General features: G+C 57.1%; 14 protein-coding genes. 11 read left to right on the top strand and 3 right to left on the bottom strand.

The window, feature by feature from the left end:
* Positions 1 to 4 precede the first annotated feature (4 nt).
* The 3 genes from QUE41_RS15250 to dinG are packed head-to-tail and all read right to left on the bottom strand — an operon-like array spanning position 5 to position 3,508.
* Positions 5 to 646 (bottom strand): primosomal replication protein, encoded by a 642-nt coding sequence (locus QUE41_RS15250; RefSeq protein WP_286339861.1) that lies wholly within the window; start codon positions 644 to 646, stop codon positions 5 to 7.
* Entirely contained in the window at positions 643 to 1,419 is a 777-nt protein-coding gene (locus QUE41_RS15245; protein WP_502875902.1) for a TSUP family transporter, read from the bottom strand. Before QUE41_RS15245 ends, QUE41_RS15250 begins: the two co-directional genes overlap by 4 nt.
* A gap of 1 nt (position 1,420) precedes the next feature.
* On the bottom strand, positions 1,421 to 3,508 hold the full coding sequence (gene dinG / locus QUE41_RS15240; protein ID WP_286339860.1) for an ATP-dependent DNA helicase DinG: 2,088 nt from the start codon (positions 3,506 to 3,508) through the stop codon (positions 1,421 to 1,423).
* 62 nt (positions 3,509 to 3,570) lie between these two features.
* Between dinG and QUE41_RS15235 the strand changes: the two genes are divergently transcribed.
* The 11 genes from QUE41_RS15235 (at position 3,571) to QUE41_RS15185 (ending at position 20,887) form a co-directional block, all read left to right on the top strand.
* Positions 3,571 to 5,898 carry a DNA polymerase II gene (locus QUE41_RS15235; protein WP_286339859.1) on the top strand — a complete coding sequence of 776 codons (2,328 nt, stop codon included), beginning with the start codon at positions 3,571 to 3,573 and terminating at the stop codon, positions 5,896 to 5,898.
* 228 nt (positions 5,899 to 6,126) lie between these two features.
* Positions 6,127 to 7,155 carry a porin gene (locus QUE41_RS15230; protein ID WP_286339858.1) on the top strand — a complete coding sequence of 343 codons (1,029 nt, stop codon included), beginning with the start codon at positions 6,127 to 6,129 and terminating at the stop codon, positions 7,153 to 7,155.
* A gap of 455 nt (positions 7,156 to 7,610) precedes the next feature.
* Positions 7,611 to 10,469, top strand: a complete 2,859-nt coding sequence (locus tag QUE41_RS15225) for a TonB-dependent receptor domain-containing protein (RefSeq protein ID WP_286339857.1) — start codon at positions 7,611 to 7,613, stop codon at positions 10,467 to 10,469.
* A 699-nt stretch (positions 10,470 to 11,168) separates the two neighbouring features.
* Entirely contained in the window at positions 11,169 to 11,945 is a 777-nt protein-coding gene (locus tag QUE41_RS15220) for a DUF3450 domain-containing protein (protein ID WP_286339856.1), read from the top strand.
* Positions 11,945 to 13,306 (top strand): MotA/TolQ/ExbB proton channel family protein, encoded by a 1,362-nt coding sequence (locus tag QUE41_RS15215; protein WP_286339855.1) that lies wholly within the window; start codon positions 11,945 to 11,947, stop codon positions 13,304 to 13,306. Before QUE41_RS15220 ends, QUE41_RS15215 begins: the two co-directional genes overlap by 1 nt.
* Positions 13,307 to 13,308: 2 nt before the next feature.
* Complete coding sequence (locus QUE41_RS15210; protein ID WP_028110302.1) at positions 13,309 to 13,833, top strand: MotA/TolQ/ExbB proton channel family protein; 525 nt, start codon at positions 13,309 to 13,311, stop codon at positions 13,831 to 13,833.
* A gap of 10 nt (positions 13,834 to 13,843) precedes the next feature.
* Positions 13,844 to 14,248 (top strand): ExbD/TolR family protein, encoded by a 405-nt coding sequence (locus QUE41_RS15205; protein WP_028110303.1) that lies wholly within the window; start codon positions 13,844 to 13,846, stop codon positions 14,246 to 14,248.
* A 2-nt stretch (positions 14,249 to 14,250) separates the two neighbouring features.
* Complete coding sequence (locus QUE41_RS15200; RefSeq protein WP_286339854.1) at positions 14,251 to 14,871, top strand: energy transducer TonB; 621 nt, start codon at positions 14,251 to 14,253, stop codon at positions 14,869 to 14,871.
* Between the two features lie 12 nt (positions 14,872 to 14,883).
* On the top strand, positions 14,884 to 16,137 hold the full coding sequence (locus QUE41_RS15195) for a tetratricopeptide repeat protein (RefSeq protein ID WP_286339853.1): 1,254 nt from the start codon (positions 14,884 to 14,886) through the stop codon (positions 16,135 to 16,137).
* A gap of 70 nt (positions 16,138 to 16,207) precedes the next feature.
* Positions 16,208 to 18,025, top strand: coding sequence for a DUF885 domain-containing protein (locus QUE41_RS15190; RefSeq protein WP_286339852.1), 1,818 nt, complete (start codon positions 16,208 to 16,210; stop codon positions 18,023 to 18,025).
* A 354-nt stretch (positions 18,026 to 18,379) separates the two neighbouring features.
* Positions 18,380 to 20,887: a TonB-dependent receptor plug domain-containing protein gene (locus QUE41_RS15185; protein ID WP_286339851.1), complete on the top strand. Its 2,508-nt coding sequence runs from the start codon at positions 18,380 to 18,382 to the stop codon at positions 20,885 to 20,887.
* The last annotated feature ends 122 nt before the right edge of the window (positions 20,888 to 21,009 follow it).

Raw genomic sequence — 21,009 nt, 5'->3', positions numbered from 1 at the left:
CTCCTTAGTGTTTCTGCCCACCCTTCTCCAGGCGGGCGATACGTTCTTCAATATAAGTCATAGCCTGACGACAACGGCCAAGCCGCTTTTGCGTTGCCAGAATCTCATTCTGTAGTGTGATTTTTTCCGTCCCCTGATGCAAATCAAGTTTTTGTTCCAATTCATGAATCTTTTGTTGAAGACGATTGGCCCAATTTTGATGTTTTCTCAGCTCCTCATAGGCGCTGTGACTGTTTTGCATCACCGAACGGGCGATCCATTGATATTGACTGTCCTGCCTCGGCAGCCCTTTGCGACGACTGGAGAAGCGTGCCCCTGCCGCCTGTATGCCGGTGGCGCTCATCGCCTGCATCACCGCCTGGTAGCGGTCGGAAAACTGCTGACACACCAGTTCGAAAGTGTCACCTGATTCCGGAGATTGACTCAGCCTGCTCAGGGTCTGCAGATCCTGCTCCAGGCGCTGCAGGCACTGAGTCAGGGAGGCGCCGGTATGGTCGAACAGGGCGGAGTGAAACCTCTGCTGATGATCCAGGGCCTGGGTGGTGTTGTTGGCCAGGGAGCGGTCATGCTGCTGGACCTGGGTTTTAAGCTGCTCCAGCCGCTGGCTGAGCAGTTGCAGCAGTTCGGTGCGGGCACGATAACTCATAACCAGGCCTCCACCGCCAGCTTGCCGGCAATGATCAGTACCACTGAGATGAACACCGGCCGGATGAAGCGACTGCCATAGCGGATGGCGGAGTGGGCGCCGATCCAGGCGCCGGCCATCAGGCACACGCCCATCGCCAGGCCGATGCCGAAATGGACATGGCCCAGGCCGATGAAGAACCCCAGGGAGGTGGCGTTGCTGACGAAATTCATGCTGCGGGCCAGCCCTGAGGAGAGCAGGATGTTCATCCGATAGAGCACCATGGAGGACACGGTCCAGAAGGCGCCGGTTCCCGGGCCGGCGAAACCGTCGTAGAACCCCAATGACAACCCCTGGCTCCACTGCTTGGTGCGCAGCACCTTGTCTTTTACCGGCAGGCCCCGTTGTTCGTCACAGGGGGAAGGGGCCAGCAGGGTGTAGAGGGCGATGACGACGATCACCAGGGGCAGGATGCGGTTGAGCAGATCGGCGGAGAACAGATCCACCGCCAGGGTGCCAGCCCCGGCGCCGATAAAGGTGGCCAACACCGAGCCGCGCCAGAACTGGGGGTCGAACAGCTGCTTGCGATAGAAGGTCCAACTGGCGGTAAAGGAGCCAAAGCTGGCGGCCAGTTTGTTGGTGCCCAGAGCCAGGTGCGGTGGCAGCCCGGCAGTCAGCAAAGCGGGAATGGTCAGCAGTCCACCGCCGCCGGCCACGGCATCGATAAAGCCGGCGGCAAAGGCAACGGTGGAGAGCAGCAGTATCAGGTTTAGGTCGAGACCCAGTTCCATCATCTCAATATTCAATATGGCGGCGGTAGGGGGGCAGAGAGTCCAACAGGGCGCCGCCGTAACGCTTGGTCACCAGGCGTCGGTCCAGCACTGTGATTCTGCCATAGTCGGTTTCGTTGCGAAGCAAGCGACCGCAGGACTGTACCAGTTTTTTGGCTGCATCGGGAACCGCCAACTGCAAAAAGGGGTTGCCCCCTTTGGACTTGATGTATTCGGCGTGCGCCTGTTCCACCGGTGACGTGGGTACGGCAAAGGGCAGTCGGGTGATGATCAGGTTGGTCAGGTAGTCTCCCGGCAGGTCCAGTCCTTCGGAGAAGCTGCTGGTGCCAAACAGGATGGACACCTCGCCCCGGTCGATGCGGGCCTTGTGTTCGGCGATTAGCTCGGAGCGGGCGCCCTCGCCCTGCACCAGAATCGGCAGCTTCTTGTGCATCCTTAGGGTGTCCGCCACCGCCTCCATCTGGCGGTAGGAGGTGAAGAGCACCAGGCTGGCGGTCTCCTCCTCCAGCAGATCCGGGATGGTCTTCACCAGCATGTCGCCGAAGCGGTCATCCTGGGGCTCCACCGCGACCTTGGGCAGGAACAGGGTGGCGTTCTGCTGGTAATCGAACGGTGAGGGCAGGGCGGTGTATCGGGTGCCGTCGTCGTTGCGCAGCCCCACCTGATGACGGTAGTGATCGAAGCTGCCCAGGGCCATCAGGGTGGCGGAGAGCAGGGCGACGCCGGCGGCCTTGCTCCACAGCATCTCCTCCAGCATAAAGCCGATCTCTATGGGGGAGGTGCTCACATGAAAGTCGTGGCGTTGCTGAAACTCCACCTTTTCTATCCAGCGGGCCAGCGGTGCGCTGTTTTCCGGGATCTCTCTGGACATCATCTGCCACAGTTGGGTCAGCCCCTCCAGCCGCTGCAGGTGCATGCCCACTTCGGCCACCATGGGCTCGGCCTGCCAGCCTTTGATCTCCCCCTCCTTGACCGATTCCATCAGCATGGTCTGCAGCTTGGTGAGCTTCTTCAGTCCCTGGCCGCAGGCGGTCTTGAGGTTGGTGGCCAGGGTGACCAGCACCTCGGGCAGGGCGCCGTTTTCGAAACGGTGGCGCAGCTCAGGGTTGTCGAACAGACTTTGGTTGGCTTCGCAGAAGCTGACCACCTGACCCAGGCCGTCGCCCAGGGCCTCAAGATCTTCGGTCAGTTCCATGGCGAGGTTGGTGGCCTTGTCGGAGCGCAGTTCCCGGGCCAGTTTGTGGGCGGATTTTTCCAGTTTACCTAGCCATTCCACCGTGCTTTTCATGTTGGCGCTGGCGGCGGAGAAATCCCGGGTCACCTGAGGCAGGTGATGGGCTTCGTCGACGATGTAATACATGGAGTCCGGATCGGGGAGGATCTTGCCGCCACCCAGCTCCAGATCCGCCAACAGCAGCGAGTGGTTGACGATCAGTACGTCCCAGCTGTCCATCTCGTCCCGGCTGCGGTGGAAGGGGCAGTCGCGGTGCGCGGCCAGCTGCTTGTTGCAGCTGTGCTTGTCAGAGCCAATCTGCTGCCACAGGTAATCGGGTACCGGCTCGGGGACGCTGTCCACCTCGCCATTCCACTTGCCCTCATGATAGGCCTGGTGCAGGCGTTTCAGCAGGGCGACATCGGCACTGGCGGGTTTGCTCTCCCACAGGGCCTGCTGACCGGTTTCCCCTTCACCGGCTTCGCCGGCCAGCAGCTCCAGCTTGGAGAGGCAGGCATAGCGTTGCCGTCCCTTGGCCAGGCCAAAGCGGAAGTTCATGCCACTGTGCTTCTGTACCAGGGGCAGGTCCTTGTTCACCAGCTGCTCCTGCAGGGCGACGGTGGCGGTGGCGATGCATACCTTGCGGCCGCTGGCCAGGGCCTGAGGAATGGCGCCGAGGCAGTAGGCCAGGGATTTACCCGTGCCGGTGCCCGCCTGGACTACCATAATGCGCCGCTCCTTGCAGTACTCACCGGCCAGGGTCTTGGCGATTTCGGCAATCAGGTAGTTTTGCTCCTTGCGCCGAACGAAGTTGGGGATCGCTTCGGCGATGCCGTTGTAGGCCTGGCGGGTCAGTTTCTTGGTTTTATCGCTGAGCATGCTGTGCGTGGGTTGGGGAAAGTAGCTGTACAGAATACCAGTATTTAGGTGAGAATGCCTCAATGACCGAACCCACACATCAAACCGGCTGGTTGCTGAGCCGTAACCAGTATGGCGACGAGCAGGGCATCACCCTGGAGTACTGGCTGGCCACTGATCAGGGGCCGGTCAGGCTGACCATTCCCGGCCAGGCCCACCAGGGGTTTGTCCCCGCAGAGCAGGAACAGGCGCTGAGGCAGTGGCTCAGTCCCTGGCCGCGCAGCCAGTGGCAACTGGCCTCGATTCAGGCCACAGACTTTGGTCACCGGCCGCAACTCGGGGTCTACCTCCGCTCCGATAAGCTCTGGTATGAGCTGCAATCCTTCTGCCAGAGTCGTGACATCCCCCTGCTGGAGAGCGATGTGCGCGCCTGCGACCGCTTTCTTATGGAGCGCCGCATCACCTCGGCACTCTCCTGGCGCCAAGGGCCCGAGGGGCTGCAGGTACGTGCTTCGGATAGGCTTCCGGCGCTGACACTGGTCTCCCTGGACATCGAGTGCAGCCGCCAGGGGGAACTCTACTCCATAGGGTTGCACAGCGACATGGACGCCTGCGTGCTGATGAGGGGAGAGCCTGAAGCGGATGCCCCTCCTTATATAAGGTGGTGTGTGGATGAGGCCGAATTGATTAGGGCCCTGCTCGCCTGGTTCGGGCGCTTTGACCCGGACGTCATCATTGGCTGGAACGTGGTGGGCTTCGACCTGAAGCTGCTGCAAAAGCGCGCCGAGCTGCATGGCATCCCCTTTACCCTGGGCCGGGGGGAGACATTGCCACTGTGGCAACAGCAGGCTGGGCCGGGCAGAGGTTATGGCCTGGCGGGGCGGGTTGTCCTCGATGGCATCGACTGGCTCAAGGCGGCCTTCTATCAGTTTGACAGCTTTGCCCTGGATAACGTCGCCAAGGAGCTGTTGGGGGAGGGCAAGGCGTGCCAGGACAGCGGCAACCGCATGGAGGAGATTGAACACAACTTCCATCATGATAAACAGGCTCTGGCACACTACAACCTGATGGATTGCGAGTTGGTGAGGCGCATCTTCGACAAGTTGCACCTGCTGCCTTTCGCCTGCCGGCGGGCGCAGCTGACCGGACTGCAGATGGACAGGCTGGGCGGCTCGGTGGCGGCCTTTACCAACCTCTACCTGCCCGAACTCCATCGCGCCGGCTTTGTGGCGCCGGATCTCACCGAGAGTGACATCGCCCCCAGCCCCGGTGGCTATGTGATGGACTCCAGGCCGGGGCGCTATCGCAATGTGTTGGTGCTGGATTTCAAGTCTCTCTACCCCTCCATCATTCGCACCTTCCTCATCGACCCCATGGGAATGGTGGCGGCCGACCGGGCCGATGAGGCCGACGCCGTTGACGGTTTCCGGGGGGCCCGCTTCCACCGGCGGCGACACCGTCTTCCGGCGATCATCGAAGGGTTGTGGCAACAGAGGGAACTGGCCAAGGCCGGTAAGGACGCACCGCTGTCACAGGCGATCAAGATTCTGATGAACTCCTTTTACGGGGTGCTGGGAGCGGCCGGGTGCCGGTTCCACGATCCCAGGCTGGCCTCCTCCATTACCCTGCGCGGTCACGAGATCATGAAGACCACCAGATCCTGGATTGAGGCTGAGGGCTATGAGGTGATATACGGGGACACGGATTCCACCTTCGTCCATGTCGGCGATCACCTCACCGCCGAGCGGGCCTGCGAGATTGGCCGGGAGCTGGTTCAACTGGTTAATCGACGCTGGCAGCAGAAGTTGCAGGATGAGCTGGCGCTGGACAGTGTGCTGGAGCTGGAGTTTGAAACCCACTTCGAGCACTTTTTTATGCCCACCATTCGCGGCGCGGAAACCGGATCCAAGAAGCGCTATGTGGGGGCGACCCGTAAGGGTGGCCAACTGGAGCTGGTGTTTAAGGGGATGGAGACGGTACGCAGTGACTGGACCCCTTTGGCTCGCGAGTTGCAGCAACAGTTGTATCGGCACTGGTTTGAAGGAAAACCGGTGATTCCTCTGGTGCTGGAGAGAACCGAGGCGCTGATGCGTGGCGAGTGTGATGATCTGCTGGTGTACCGCAAGCGACTCAGACAGGAGCTGGGAGAGTATCGCTCAAAGGGGCCTCATGTGGTGGCGGCGGAGCGGGCCAATCAGTTGCTTGGCAGGCAGCGCTATCGCCGCGGCAGTCAGATAGCCTATGTCATGGGGCGCAGCGGCCCCACTCCTCTGGAGGAGGGGGAGGTGACGCCGGACTATGAGCATTATCTGGAGAAACAGATCGAGCCGGTGGTGGAGCCGGTGCTGGCTCATCAGGAGTCACCCACGACTCTGGAAAAACTGATGACAGGTCAGATGGGTTTATTTTAATGAGGCCTTGTTAAGTGACTGTAACGAAAAGGAGTCGAAGGTGGTTATTAAAAAGTAATTTATGCGTTTCTGATGCAATTTAATGCATTTAGCCTGACAAAAGTGTGAAGTTGATCGTCGTGTGATTTGAAGATTTCTTGCTAGTCTCGGTCCCCTTCAGCGGATGAATGTTGCTCGCGATGGATTGGGAGACACACTAAGAATCAGATACACACAAGGTTAGGTTAGATGAAAAAGTCACTTATTGCAGTTGCCGTTCCGGCGTTGTTGGCTGCCCAAGCACAGGCAGTTGAGTTGTATAACGACGGTGTTAATTCCGTAACTATGGGTGGCCACCTAACCGTTCAGCTGGATGACAAATCCGGCGACACCAAGATCAATGACAACATGCCGCGCATCAACTTCAGCTTTGATCGCGACATGGGTAACGGCTTTAAGGTCGACTCCCGCATGGAAAGCCAGTTCAACATGGTGAACGGCGGCGAATCCTTCAAAACCCGTCTGGGTTACATCGGCATCTCTCACGACGATTACGGTCGCATCTCCGTTGGTAAACAGTGGTCTGTATACTATGACGTGGCAGTGGTCACCGATTACGCATACGCCTTCTGGGCCGATCACCTGGGCGTATACTCCTACGGCGTCGATGGCGGTGAAACCGGTATGGGCCGTGCGGATCAGGCTCTGCAGTACCACAACACCTTCTCTCTGGGCGGTGCCGGTGAGCTGACCCTGGGCCTGCAGTGGCAGGGTGCCGAAAACGGTCTGGATGACCGCATGGGCGGCAGCCTGGTATACAAGGTTGGCCAGATCAGCCTGGGCGCCGGTTACTACGGCGGCGACGTAGACGGTTCCTTCACCACCCCTAACGGTGTGGTTCTGGAAGATGGCGAGAGCGTAGATGGCACCATCGTATCTGCCAGCTACGGTACCTGGAGCAAAGGCCTGTATGCCGCCGTTGCCTACATGCAGGGTGACAACCAGGAAGACTACCGCTTCACCGGTGAGTCCGAAGGTCTGGAGTCTGTACTGAGCTACGGTTTCGACAACGACACCACGGTGTACACCATGCACCGCTTCATCAAGTCCAAAGATGCCGTTGACGCCCTGGGCCGCAAATACAACGAGTCCGACATCCTGGTGGGTGCGGCGAAAATGCTGAGCAGCAACGTTGAAACCTACGGTGAGTACCGCTTCGGTACCGGCGATGACCTGGATGACAACGCTTTCGCTATCGGTCTGCGTATTTATCTGTAATGCACACATAAATTTGTAGAATGGGCCGCCCTTTAGAGGGCGGCCTTTTTTTTGTCGGTCAAATAGGTCGGAAATTGACAATATTGCCCAGTTAATGATTGTGTGTATCCGGTTTGTTAATGAAATTAGATCTTCGATCAGGGTGAAATTTTGGTTGTAAAAATTGTGTCACACCCTTTGTCAACGGAGTATTAAACTGAAATTCGTTTTTTGGAGTGGGTTATGCGGATGCTGCTCACTATTTGAAGTGGGTTGAACTTTGTTTTGGTTATTCCTTGAGCGCCGCACCATCTCTTGCTGACAAAACTCATGTAAAAGAAAGGTTGCATAGCTGTTGCCCCTGTGATTAATATCGGTGTTGCTAAAGGGCTTGCCCTACCGAAGCGTTCTTAATTTGGGATTCAAGTCGCTACGGACAAAACAATAAACACATTGATGTGTCTAGGGAGATAAACATGCAAAGCAGCACAGTCTCAAAAGCTGTTCGACTGTCCTTAATCGCCGGTGCTTCTGCCGCCGCGATGACCGCAGCCCCAGTATGGGCGGAAGAGGAAGGTGTTGAACGTATCGAGGTCACCGGTTCTCGTATTAAGCGTACCGACATGGAAGGCGCCAATCCGGTCACCGTGATTGATCAAGCTTCCATTGAAAAAATGAGCGTCACCAACGTAGGTGACTTGTTGCAAAACCTGAGTTCCTCAGCGGGTGCAGCAGTGAACACTCAGACCAACAACGGCGGTGATTCCTCCGTTCGTTTCTCCCTGCGGGGTATCGGTTCTGAGCGTACTCTGGTCCTGATCAACGGCCGCCGCGTTGTGGCCGGTGGTGGCGGCGCCAACGGCTCCGTTGACCTGAATACCATCCCCACCGCCATCATCAAGCGCGTTGAAGTGCTGAAAGATGGTGCGTCCGCCGTTTACGGCTCCGACGCCATCGCCGGCGTAGTAAACATCATCACCAAGACCGACTTTGAAGGCTTCGATGTGAAGCTGGAGTATGGTGAGTCCGGTGAAGGTGACGGTGAGAAGAAGTCCATCGACGTAACCTTCGGCGCGGCCAGCGACAAGGGTAACGTTGTGGTTGCTCTGGGCTGGGCCGATCAGGGTCAGGTTCTGATGGGCGATCGTGGCTTCTCCGAGTTCGAGCTGCGTGCTTACCCAGACGGCACTACCCAGCCGGGTGGTTCCTCCGCGCCACCATGGGGCAACATGGACGGCTACGACGGTGACAACGTTACCCGTGGCCCGGAGTTTGGTGACTGGCGTGCCTACAACGGTGCCACCGACTCCTATAACTACAACCCAGTTAACTACCTGCAGACTCCAAGTACCCGCCGTTACGCCAACGTATTCGGCAGCTATGAGCTGGGTCAGGTGGGCTTCCTGGGTGATGTACGTGCCTTCAGTGAAGTGTCCTACGTAGAAACCAACGGTGAGCGTCTGCTGGCCCCCGAGCCTCTGGCTCCTCTGGTGTTCTTCGGCTCTCCGGCACCTTACTCTCCAAACAACTACTACAACCGCACCCAGGGTCCTAAGGATCCCGATGGCAACTCCTTCGTGATCAACGACTGGCGTCGCCGTATGGTTGAGACCGGTGGTCGTGCCAACACCCGTGACTACAAGACCTTCCGCACCGTTGTGGGCTTCGAAGGCGAGCTGGAGAACGGCTGGGCTTGGGAAGTATCCTACAACTACGGTAAGAACGACTCCGTTGAGCGTGGTGAGGGTTACTTCAACCTGGATCGCGTAGCCGAAGCCGTAGGTCCTACCGGTTGGTTGGATGAGAACGGTGCACTGATCGTCGATGGCAGCGGCAACCCCATTGTCGACGCTCCCAACGGCCAGTCTCTGGTATGTCTGAACGAAGAGGGCGGCATCATTGATGGCTGTGTACCTCTGAACATCTTCGGTCAGCCAGGCACCGATTCCGCCATCACTGCCGAGATGCTGCAGTACATCAGTGGTAACTACAACACCACTGAGCTGGGTCAGAACCGTCAGGAAGGCATTCAGGCCATCATCACCGGTGATGCGTTCGAACTGCCTGCCGGTTACGTGGGCTTCGCTGCCGGTTATGAATACCGCAAAGAGAGCGGCTCCTACACCCCGGATTCTCTGATTCTGCAGGGCATCACCACCGCGGGTTCTGCCGTAGGTACCGAAGGTTCCTACAGCGTGGATGAGTTCTTCGCCGAATTCTATCTGCCTCTGGTTAAGGACGCGCCTCTGGTTGAGAGCCTGGACCTGACCCTGGCGGTACGTTACTCCGACTACTCCACCTTCGGTGACAACACCTCCGGAAGTGCGGGCCTGGAGTGGCGCCCAACCTCCGACCTGCTGCTGCGAGCCAGCTACGCCGAGGCTTTCCGTGCTCCTAACACCACCGAACTGTTCGGCGGTGCCAGCACCAGCTTCCCTGAAGCGACCGACCCCTGTGAGGCCGGCCCGGTTAACGCCAACTGTATCGCGACCGGTGTACCTGAAGGCGGTTACGATTCTGGCGGTGTTGAGCAGATCCCCACCAAGGTGGGTGGTGCTGACAACTGGACAGACGGTACTGAGCTGAAGCCTGAAGAGGCTGAGATCATGACCATCGGTCTGGTGTACAACCCCGAGTGGCTGGATGGCTTCTCTGCCACCATCGACTACTGGAACATCGAACTGACCGACGCCATCTCTACCGTAGGCACCCAGGCTCGCCTGGATGGCTGTTACGAGCGTGGTGAGTACTGTGGCACCATCGAGCGCTTCGGTCTGGATTCTGCCGTACCAGGTAACATCCTGTTCGTGTACGACTATCAGGTGAACGTTGGTGGTATCGACACTGACGGTATCGACTTCGAGTTCAGCTACGGTTTCGAGACCGGCGAATGGGGTGACTTCCGCGTTGCTCTGGACGGTACCTACCTGCTGAGCTACGAGAAGGAGATTGCCGGTGGTGAGATCATTGATCACACTGGCCGCTTCGAAGAGGGTCACGACGGCATGTTCGCCGAGTGGAAGACCAACCTGACCATGTTGTGGAGCATCTCTGACTTCGACACTGCGTTGACCGGTCGCTACATCTCCGGTGTAACCGAGACCGAGTCTGGCTGGTGGACCGACGCCTTTGACCGCGACGTACCGTCCAACACCGTGTGGGACCTGCAGACCAACTGGGCCGCTACCGAGAACCTGACCTTCACCCTGGGTGTGGACAACATGTTCGACAAGCAGCCTCCGTTTGTGTTCTCTGCCTTTGGCGCCAACACCGACGTGTCTACCTATGACGTGATTGGTCGTTACTACTATGCCCGTGCCAGCATGAGCTTCTAAGCCAGTTTGCACCTTAACAATGCCGGCAGCGTCGCTGCCGGCATTTTTTATGCCTATTGTTAAGCCGATCCCTCCCGCCATACCCCTTTGCCAACCGGCATCACACGCAATCGAAATCTGAGTGAAGGATCTTCGGATTCTGGATCTGTGTCAGCGCGATCCGACTTGCATAATCAGTCGCTTCTACCCGCCTTGTTATTCCCCAAGGGGTGAATCTCGTTGAACAGAGAGTGGAAGCTCAGGTTTCCAATTCTGGCTGCAAAGCTTGTGGTTTTTTCGTAAGTCGATCTGTGGGTGACTGATGCTGTGTTGCAGGGTTGTTTCTAGTGAATTTGACTATTGAGTTATAAGATATGGCAATCTTAACCCTGTTGGTGTTGTTGTGGTGGAGTTAGATACTGGTCAGCACTGTGAATAAAGATGAAGAAAATGCAGGAAAAAGCACTGTTTGAATAAAATTTATCCCGTTGTCCGGATTTATCCATTCTTTGCTCTCTGAAGCATTTGGTAACACGGTTGACACACCTTGGCAAACTGTGGAAAGATGCGGGGGCGCTCACCTTCGCAAAGGAAAAGAGAGCAAGGGATATATAACAAATAGACCAATAATGTAGGACTGGCTCCGACAAAATGCATAGGTGTACACACCATAATAATGTCGCCGGAGCCGCAAACTCACAACAAGACTGGTTGGGAACTATGTCCGTGATTAGTAAAAGAACCGCACTAGCAACTGCCTTTGCTGTGGCACTGGCAGGCACCGGCGTTGCGTCCGCCGCTGATCTGGCCGGCATTCAGAAAGCCGACGAACAGATTCAGAACGACGCCGCTAAGTCTCAAAAGAAGATCAATAAGCTGTATGACCAGGCTCAAGACATGCTGTACGACTACCGTCTGGTGGTTGACGAGTATGAGACCCTGAAGTCCTACAACGACTACTACGCCGGCCTGGTAGCAGATCAGGAAGCCAACATCGCTTCCCTGCAGACCCAGATCGGTGGCATCGAGAAGACCAAGCAGGGCATCATCCCTCTGACCTTCAAGATGATCGATACCATGGAGCAGTTCATTGAACTGGACGTGCCTTTCTCTATCGACGAGCGTCGCAACCGTGTTGCCCGTCTGAAAGAGGTGATGGGTGACTCCAACGTATCCACCGCAGAGAAGTACCGTCTGGTTCTGGATGCCTACCAGATCGAGAACGAGTACGGCAACAAGATGGCTGCCTACGAAGGTAAGCTGAACATCGACGGCAAAGAACTGACCGTAGACTTCTTCCACCTGGGCCGCGTGGTATTCCTGGCGCAGTCTCTGGATCAGAAGAGTGGTTGGGTATGGGACAACAACGCTCGCACCTGGAAGGCTCTGCCTGACGACAACATGCGCAGCGTGGCTAACGCCATCAAGATGGCCCGTAAGCAGGCCGCCCCAGACCTGTTGAAACTGCCTGTTCAGACCGCGGAGGGAGCTGAGTAATGAAAAAGTTGATCTCTACCGCCATGGTAGCCGCTGCCCTGTCTTTCAGCGGTGCAGCCCTGGCCTCCGAGGCGCCTAAAGCCGTTTCTCTGGATCAGCTGCTGAACCAGGTGAAGACCGAGCGTCAATCCGAAGCCAAGCTGAACAAGAAGCGTGAAGCCGAGTTCAATGCAGAGCGTTCCGACAAGGCTGCCCTGCTGAAGAAGGCCAAGGCCACCCTGGCTGCTGAAAAGCAGCGCGGTGAAGACCTGGTTCGTCGCTTCTCCGACAACGACCAGACCATCAACCAGCTGAACAAAGACCTGGAAACCGCCAAAGGTGACCTGGGTGAGATGTTCGGTGTGGTACGTCAGGTGTCCAACGACACCGCAGGCCTGATCGATGCGTCTCTGATCAGCGCCCAGTACCCTGGCCGTGAAGACCTGATGTTCAAGCTGGCTCAGGCCAAAGAGCTGCCGACCATCAAGGAACTGGAAGAGCTGTGGATCTCCCTGCAGACCGAAATGACCGAGTCTGGCAAGGTCGTGAAATTCACCGCTCCCGTAACCGACTCCAACGGTAACGTAGCCGACCAAGAAGTAACCCGTGTTGGTCCCTTTACTCTGCTGGCCAACGGCGAGTACCTGAGCTACAACTCCGAAACTGGCACCATCCTGGAGCTGCCCAAGCAGCCCGAGGGTTACAAAGTGGCTTCCGTTAAGAAGTTCCTGGGTGCCGGCGCCGGTGAAACCACCGCTACCTTCGTTGACCCCTCCAAGGGCGCGCTGCTGCAGGTATACACCCAGAAAGCTTCTCTGGAAGAGAAGTTCCATCAGGGTGGCACCGTAGGCTACATCATCGCCGGCCTGCTGGGCTTCGGTCTGTTGATTGCCCTGTGGAAGGTTATGACTCTGACCGCGGCGTCTGCCAAGATCCGCTCCCAGATCAAGAATGTCGACAACCCTGGCAACAACCCTCTGGGCCGCATCCTGAAGGTTTACCAGGAGAACAAAGACGTTGACGTTGAGACTCTGGAACTGAAGATCGACGAAGCGATTCTGAAAGAAACCCCAAGCATCGAGCGTGGCGTACCTCTGATTAAGGTACTGGCCGCTATCGCACCTATGCTGGGTCTGCTGGGTACCGTAACCGGTATGATTAAGACCTTCGAGAACATCACCCTGTTCGGTACTGGTGATCCGAAGATCATGGCCGGTGGTATCTCCATGGCTCTGGTAACAACTGTATTGGGTCTGATCGCTGCTCTGCCCCTGATTCTGGTTCACGCTCTGGTTGCTGGCCGTGCCCGCGCCGTAGTGGACGTGCTCGAAGAGCAAAGTGCTGGAATCGTGGCTGCTCACGCTGAAACAAGGAGCAAGTGATTATGCTTTACCTGATAGAGCTCTGGGAGTCTGTCAGGGACTTCATGGCAACCGGCGGTGACGTTCTCTGGCTTGTAGCAGGTGCCCTGTTCCTGATGTGGGCCATGATGCTGGAGCGTTACTTCTACCTGAGCTTTGTGTTCCCCAAGGTGCGCAAGAAGGTAGTAGAGAACTGGCTGGCCCGCGAGGATAAAACCTCCTGGCATGCCCACCGCATCCGTGAAGCATGGCTTTCCCAGGCCAAGGAACAGTTGACTGCCCGTATGGGTGTTATCAACGCTCTGGTCGCCATCTGCCCCATGTTGGGCCTGCTGGGTACCGTAACCGGTATGATTGCAGTATTCGAAGTGATGGCAGTACAGGGTACTGGTAACCCCCGTCTGATGGCAGGTGGTATCTCAATGGCAACTATCCCGACCATGTCCGGCATGGTGGCAGCCCTCTCCGGCGTATTTTTCAGCACCCGTCTGAATGCGTCCTTGAAGGTGTCTGCTGAGAAGCTCCAGGATAGTCTGTCGCACCACTAGAGAGAGAATTATGGCACGCAAAAAGCATGCAACCCCAGCAGAGGGTGCGGAAGTCGATATGACTCCGATGCTGGACATCGTTTTCATCATGCTGATCTTCTTCATCGTAACGACCTCGTTCGTGAAGGAGTCCGGTATTGATGTGAACCGTCCTAAGGCACAACAGGCGAGCAAGAAGCCTTCGGCTAACATCTTTATCGCCATCAACGAGGCCGGCATCGTATACATGGAGAAGCGTGAAGTGGATATCCAGCGTGTACGTGCTAACGTTGAACGTATGCTGGCTGAATCCCCTGAAGCCTCTGTGATGATCCAGGCGGACAAAGAAGCCAAGCATGGCATCGTAGTTAAGGTGATGGACCAGGTGAAAGCTGCCGGTATCAACACCATCTCCGTAGCAGCGAAGGAAGAGTAATTATGCTGAGATCACTGTTAGCCCTAGTACTTGGCGCAGCGGTGACCTTCGCTCTGTTCTCTTTCATGGCGTTTTTGATCGACGGTGGCGCCAAGCGCGCCGCCAACAGTGTCGATCTTCCGCCGATTGAGATCGTGATGGATCGCCAGGACGCGAAGGCACAAAATCGTGACCGTCCTAAGCCCAAGCCGCCGAAGCCGCCAGAGAAGCCGCCAGAGCCCATTGATCTGCAGCCAGAAACCAACGAGGTTTCCGATGCTGTGTCCATCAATGTGCCCAGTGTGGATATCGGTGGTGTGAACTCCGGTATGGGTGATGTCGGTGGCGCAATGATGCGCGACGGTGACGCGACCCCCATCGTTCGGATGGAACCCAAGTGGCCCATGAAGGCTCTCCGTGAGGGCAAAGAAGGGTACGTGGTGATGAAGTTCACCATTAACGAACTGGGACAGCCGGAAGACATCATTGTCATCGAAGCGGAGCCTAAGCGCCTGTTCGACAAAGAAGCGAAGCGCGCACTGCGTAAGTGGAAGTACAAGCCCAAGATCGTTGACGGCAAGCCGGTTAAACAGCCTGGCATCACCGTTCGCCTGGACTTCAAACTCAACAAAGACCAAGGCTAAGGAGGAGGTATCATGCGCATGAAAAGCAAATTGCTGCCTGCTCTGGTTGTGGCGGCGCTGGGCGTAGCAGCCCTGCCCCAGGCCCAGGCCGCGGAAGAGAAGTGCCCAATTGACAAGCGCCAGACCAAGGTGATGTCCGAGCGGGTGGGTAAGAAGGTTCAGCGAGCGTTTGAGTTCTACTCGACCGATCAGATGGATGAAGCCTTGCGAGTCATGCTTGAGATCAATCCCAAGCAGGCGTTCGACAAGGCTTACGTGAACCGCTTCATTGGTAACATCTACGCCGGCATCGAGGGTAAAACCTCTGAAGCCCTGAAGTATCTGCAACTGGCTGTAGACGCGGACGTACTGGGTGGCACCGACCATGCCCAGGCGATGCGACTGCTGGCTGACCTGCGCATGCAGGAGAAGCAGTACAAGGGTGCACTGGCAGATTACGAGAAGTGGATGGCGTTCACCTGTAAGGAAGACAAAAACGTCTACCTGCGTATGGGCCAGGCTCAGTATGAGCTGAAGCAGTACAACAAGGTGATCCCTCTGGCTGACAAGGCCATCGCCCTGGAGAGCAAGCCCAACAAAAACGCCTACGTACTGAAGATGGGTTCCTACTACGAGTCCAAGCAGTACCCCAAGGCGGCCAAGGTTGTTGAGACCATGGTTGAGCTGTTCCCTGAAGAGAGCAAGTTGTGGGTCCAGCTGGCGCAGATGTATCTGCTCAGCGAAGACTACAAGAAAGCCCTCTACACCATGGACGTAGCTTACCGTCAGGACCTGCTGGAGAAGCCCTCTCACTACAAGATGCTGGCGCAGCTGTACGCTCAGAATGAGGTACCGTACCAGTCTGCCAAGATTCAGGAGATGTACCTGAGTAAAGGCATCGTAGAGAAGGACGAAACTTCCCTGTCCATGCTGGCCAACACCTATCACCAGGCTAAAGAGGTGAAGAAGGCGGCCCAGTATTACGGCGAAGCGGCCAAGCTGAGCAACAAGGCTAAGCACTACTCCAAGCAGGCAGCGCTGCTGCTGGAAGCCCAGGAGTACAAGGCGGCCCAGGCTGCTGGCAACAATGCTCTGAAGGCCGATGGCCTGACGAACAAGGGGCAGCTGCAGATGGTTCTGGCTCAGGCCTACTTCTACGACGGCAAATACAAGCAGGCCTATGCGGCCTGTGAAGCGGCAACCAAAGATAAGAAGACGGCCAAAGCTGCCAAGAGCTGGCTCTCTTACATCAAGGACACCGCGGCGCGGAAGAAAGTCCGCATCTAATCGAAAAGCCCCGCTCGCGGGGCTTTTTTCATACTGTCTCTCAAAAAAACGGAATAGAAAGGAGCACTGAATGAGAGTGGCAAAACTCGCTGTGGCCCTGGCATTGGCCGTGGGCACCGCAGCCTGTGGACCGGCCCAGTCCCCCAAGGAACAGAATGCTGACGCCGCCCAGGTACAGACCCAGCAGAGCATGGAGCAGCAATACCTGGAGCTGGTTGACCGGTATTTCGAGGACCAGCTGGCCCTCAATCCCATCAGTGCCACCTTTGCCGGCCGGAGCCAGTACAACCACCAGTTTGGCAATGAGCTGACTGAGGAGTACCTCAAGGCTCGCCATGACATGAACAGCAAGATGCTGGACGACCTCAACAAGATTGATGTTGCCCAGCTGTCGGAGCAGAACCAGATCGGCTTCGAAGTGATTCGCTATAACGTTCAGACCGCACTGAAGGCCGAGACCTATCCCTCTCGCTGGCTGCCGCTGAACCAGTTCTACTCCAAGGTGTTTACCCTGGTGCAACTGGGTAGCGGAGAATCGGCTCAGCCGTTTGAGACCGAGCAGGATTTCGACAACTTCATTGGTCGGATGCAGGGCTTTGCCCAGTGGGTGGACAGCGCCATCCTACGCATGGATCAGGGGATTGAGTCCAAGGTGGTGCTGCCCCGGGTCCTGGTGGAGCGGATGATTCCCCAGATTCAGGCGCAGTTGGTGGACAACCCCGCCGACAGCATCTTTGCCCAGCCCTTGGCCGAGTTACCTGCCGACCTGAGTGATGAGCAGAAGGCCAAACTCAAGGCTCGCTACCAAGAGGCCATCATGACAGTGCTGATGCCGGCGCTGACCAAACTCGATGGCTATCTGACCCAGACCTATCTGCCTGCGTCCCGTGGCTCGCACGGTTGGTGGGGTCTGCCTAATGGTAAGGATTGGTACCAGTTCCTCGCCAATGAGAACACCACCACCCAGATGCCTGTGGATCAGATCCATGAGCTGGGCCTGCAGGAGGTGGCACGCATCCTCAGTGAGATGGATAGGGTTCGCCAGCAGGTGGGCTTTGAGGGAGATCTGGCGGCGTTCTTTGAACACCTTGGCAGCGATCCCAAGTTCTTCTTTACCACCAAGCAGGATCTGGTGGATGGCTACATGGGGCTTAAGAGTCGCATCGATGCAGTGCTTCCCGGATACTTCGATGTGTCACCCAAAGCGGATTACATCGTCAAGCCGGTCGAGCCCTTCCGTGAGCGCTCTGCCGCCGGCGCTTCCTACGAAGCACCATCCCCGGATGGTAGCCGTCCCGGGGTGTTCTACATCAACACCTTTAACCTCAAGGCTCAGCCGAAGTGGGGTATGACCACCCTGTCTCTTCATGAGGCGGCACCAGGCCATCACTTCCAGATAGCCATCAAGCAGGAGCTGGAAGGGGTACCGGAGTTCCAGCGCTTTGGCGGCTACACCGCCTTCGAGGAGGGCTGGGCCCTGTACGCCGAGTACCTGGGTATCGAGATGGGGCTGTTCAGCGATCCCTACCAGTATTTCGGCAAGCTCTCCGATGAGATGTTGCGTGCCATGAGGCTGGTGGTGGACACCGGTCTTCATGCCAAGGGTTGGAGTCGGGAGCAGGCGATTCAGTACATGCTGGATAACAGCCCTCTGGCCAAGACCGACGTCATTGCCGAGGTAGAGCGCTACATGGCGATTCCCGGCCAGGCTCTCTCCTATAAGGTGGGTCAGCTGAAGATTCTGGAACTGCGCGCCTATGCCGAGAAAGAACTGGGTGACAAGTTTGATCTCAAGGCGTTTCATAATCAGGTGATTACTTCCGGCTCGCTGCCCATGGCCGTGTTGGAGCAGAAGATTCACCGCTGGGTGGACTCTGCGAGAAGTTAATCCGATTTCAGTGTGTTAAAGGGGGACAGTGTGTCCCCCTTTTTTTGTGCCTGCGTGATCTGGATCACATTTGAGTGATCTGGCCGGTTAACTCTGTAAACCCCTTACTGATGTTTTAGCCACTGGCTTTGGCACTTCAGCAAAGTGATATTCACTTATTTTAAAAGATAAATGCAGCTAAATATTCAGTCGCTCGTGACTCCCCTCACAATATGAGATTTCCCCTTAACAAAGGGGTTACTGCAGCATGACATTCCTTTCGTTGACCTTAATTTGGTGATTCATCACTATCCTGGCAGGGAAACCCCACAAGAGGGGCCCATAACAACGACAATCATAAGAAGGGAGAAAGGGATGAATAAGCCAACCTATTTGGCCAGAGCCGTACATTTTGGGGTAATTGCCGGTGCCATGGTGCCGGTTGCTGGTACCGCCGTGGCCCAGGAGCAGTTGGAGGACGTGGAGCGCATTCAGGTCACCGGTTCCCGAATTCAGCGCCAGGACATGGAGACCGCCTCTCCGGTCACCGTCATTGACTCTGCCACCATCAAGGCCGAAGGTTACACCTCAGTTGACCAGGTTCTGCAGTCCCAGCCCTCCATGGCCGGTGCTGCGGTCGGCTCGACCACCAACAATGGTGCCGACGGCGTGGCTCAGGTGGACCTGAGAGGCATGGGCGCCAATCGTACCCTGGTGCTGCTCAACGGTCGCCGTATGGTGAACTCAGGTTCGGGCGCCGACAGCGCCGTGGATCTCAACACCATCCCGGTGGCGATGATTCAGCGCATTGAAGTGTTGAAAGACGGTGCCTCGGCAGTCTATGGCTCCGACGCCATCGCCGGTGTGGTGAACATCATCACCAAGACCGATTTCGAAGGGTTCCAGCTGGACATCAACGGTGACATGACCGAAGAGGGGGACGGTGAAAACATCGAGATCTCTGCCCTCTATGGGGTGTCCACCGACGATGCCAACTACACCGTCGGCTTCTCCTACACCGACCGGGGTGAAGTGATGCAGGCGGATCGCGACTGGGTGCCTGCCGGCGCTTCCTCCTTTGTACCTGGCGGCTCACTGGGCGGCTATGTGCCCACCGAAGACGGCTGGAAGGAGCGCGACTTCGGCTACGACTATACCGACGACAGCTATCTGCAAACCCCCAGCACCAAGTACAGCCTGTTTGCCAACACCACTCAGATGCTCAACGACGATCTGAATTTCACCGCAGATGTGCTCTACACCCGCCGTGAGTCCAAGCAGCAGATGGCGCCTCAGCCTGCCGACGTGATGCTGGACGTCTGTGGCGAGCCTGGCGTGGACCCGAGCCGGTGCATCACCCTGACCGATGACATGCTGGCTGCGGGCATCTCCGCCGATGAGACCGGTCGCATCAACTACCGTCGCCGTATGGTGGAAGCCGGGCCTCGCATCTATGAGCAGGAGACCGATACCCTGCGACTCTCTGCCGGGTTCAGCGGCTACGCCGACATCAACCAGGGAATGGACTGGGACCTGTCCTATACCTATGGCCGCAACCGGGCGGATACCTGGGTACACAACTCCATCAATGCGGTGAAGATGGAGGAGTCCATCTACGCTAATCAGGATGCCTGGTTCTCCGGCAACTCCGAGGACATCGACCCCTTCATCAATGACATCTCCTACTTGGAGACCAATGATGGCGGTAACGACCAGCACATCCTGGCCGGTGTCATCAGCGGCGATCTGTTCGAGGTGGACGCAGGTATGGTCTCCTTTGCCCTGGGCGCCGAGTACCGTTATGAGAGCGGATTCTACAACCCGGACCCTGTGATTGTGGCGGGGGAGGGCACCGCAGCCCAGCAGGACCCCACCGACGGTGACTACAACGTCTTCTCCATCTATCAGGAGGTTGCGGTGCCCTTCACCGACACCCTGAGCGCCGAATTTGCCCTGCGTTACGACGAGTACAACACCTTTGGTGGTGCCACCACCTGGAAGGTGGGCCTGACCTGGGAGCCTACTGATGAGCTGATGTTCCGCTCGGTGGTGGCCACCGGCTTCCGTGCCCCCAACGTGACGGAGCTTTATGGCGGCAACACCGGCTCCTACGACTACCTGATCGATCCCTGGGGCAATGCCCAGGACGCGCAGATACTGGTGAACTACACCTCAGATGAGGATCTGCAGGCGGAGGAGTCGGACTCCTTCACCTTCGGTCTGGTCTACTCCCCCGCCTTCGCGGACGGCCTCTCCTTTACCGTGGATTACTGGTCCTTCAAGATTGATAACGCCATCGCCCGCATGGATGTGCAGGCGGGACTGGACGCCTGTTACGGCGGTGACGCCAGTGCCTGTGAAACCTTCAGCATCACCCCGGACGGTAATCTGGAGAACCTGACCAGCCCCCTGACCAACGTGGGCTATCAGGACACCAGTGGCATCGACTTCAACGCCCACTATCGTTTCGAAGCCGTAGGCCTGGAGTGGCTGATCAACAACGATCTGACCTACTTGCTGGAGTTCGACCAGGATGGCATCGATTACACCGGCACCATAGGTGGCATGTTCGGTGGTTATGCCGAGGTGAAGAACAACTTCACCGTGACCGCGCGTCATGATGACTTTGCGCTGCTCTACTCTGCCCGTTACATCGGTTCCATGGATGAGATCAACACCGGCGAGAAGATCGACTCCATCACCTACCACAACCTGTCCGGCACTTACTACATCAATGAGATGGTCAGTGCCACCCTGGGTGTTCGCAACCTGACTGACGAAGAGCCGCCCATGGTGCCCTACGGCAACGACGCCGGAACCGTGCCGGAGGTGTACGAGACCATTGGCCGCACCTACTTTGGTGGTGTCTCCATCCGCTTTTAATCACTCTCCCTAAAGTGATCGCAAGGCAGCCCTCGGGCTGCCTTTTTTTGTTTCAGCTAAGCAATTCCAATACTGAGAAGAGGTTGATCTCGTCCGTACCGGATGCACTGGCGGGAAATGTT

It is taken from the genome of Ferrimonas sp. YFM (assembly GCF_030296015.1).
In the GTDB taxonomy this organism is placed as follows: Bacteria; Pseudomonadota; Gammaproteobacteria; order Enterobacterales; family Shewanellaceae; genus Ferrimonas.
This window is presented reverse-complemented; position numbering and strand designations above follow the sequence as displayed.

Excerpts from the sequence above, each read along its gene's own strand:
- QUE41_RS15200 (WP_286339854.1), top strand. The coding sequence starts at position 14,251 with ATGCTGAGATCACTGTTAGCCCTAGTACTTGGCGCAGCGGTGACCTTC.
- QUE41_RS15190 (WP_286339852.1), top strand. The coding sequence starts at position 16,208 with ATGAGAGTGGCAAAACTCGCTGTGGCCCTGGCATTGGCCGTGGGCACC.
- QUE41_RS15235 (WP_286339859.1), top strand. The coding sequence starts at position 3,571 with ATGACCGAACCCACACATCAAACCGGCTGGTTGCTGAGCCGTAACCAG.
- QUE41_RS15205 (WP_028110303.1), top strand. The coding sequence starts at position 13,844 with ATGGCACGCAAAAAGCATGCAACCCCAGCAGAGGGTGCGGAAGTCGAT.
- QUE41_RS15225 (WP_286339857.1), top strand. The coding sequence starts at position 7,611 with ATGCAAAGCAGCACAGTCTCAAAAGCTGTTCGACTGTCCTTAATCGCC.
- QUE41_RS15230 (WP_286339858.1), top strand. The coding sequence starts at position 6,127 with ATGAAAAAGTCACTTATTGCAGTTGCCGTTCCGGCGTTGTTGGCTGCC.
- QUE41_RS15210 (WP_028110302.1), top strand. The coding sequence starts at position 13,309 with ATGCTTTACCTGATAGAGCTCTGGGAGTCTGTCAGGGACTTCATGGCA.
- QUE41_RS15215 (WP_286339855.1), top strand. The coding sequence starts at position 11,945 with ATGAAAAAGTTGATCTCTACCGCCATGGTAGCCGCTGCCCTGTCTTTC.
- QUE41_RS15245 (WP_502875902.1), bottom strand. The coding sequence starts at position 1,419 with ATGATGGAACTGGGTCTCGACCTAAACCTGATACTGCTGCTCTCCACC.
- QUE41_RS15250 (WP_286339861.1), bottom strand. The coding sequence starts at position 646 with ATGAGTTATCGTGCCCGCACCGAACTGCTGCAACTGCTCAGCCAGCGG.
- QUE41_RS15185 (WP_286339851.1), top strand. The coding sequence starts at position 18,380 with ATGAATAAGCCAACCTATTTGGCCAGAGCCGTACATTTTGGGGTAATT.
- QUE41_RS15195 (WP_286339853.1), top strand. The coding sequence starts at position 14,884 with ATGCGCATGAAAAGCAAATTGCTGCCTGCTCTGGTTGTGGCGGCGCTG.
- QUE41_RS15220 (WP_286339856.1), top strand. The coding sequence starts at position 11,169 with ATGTCCGTGATTAGTAAAAGAACCGCACTAGCAACTGCCTTTGCTGTG.
- dinG (WP_286339860.1), bottom strand. The coding sequence starts at position 3,508 with ATGCTCAGCGATAAAACCAAGAAACTGACCCGCCAGGCCTACAACGGC.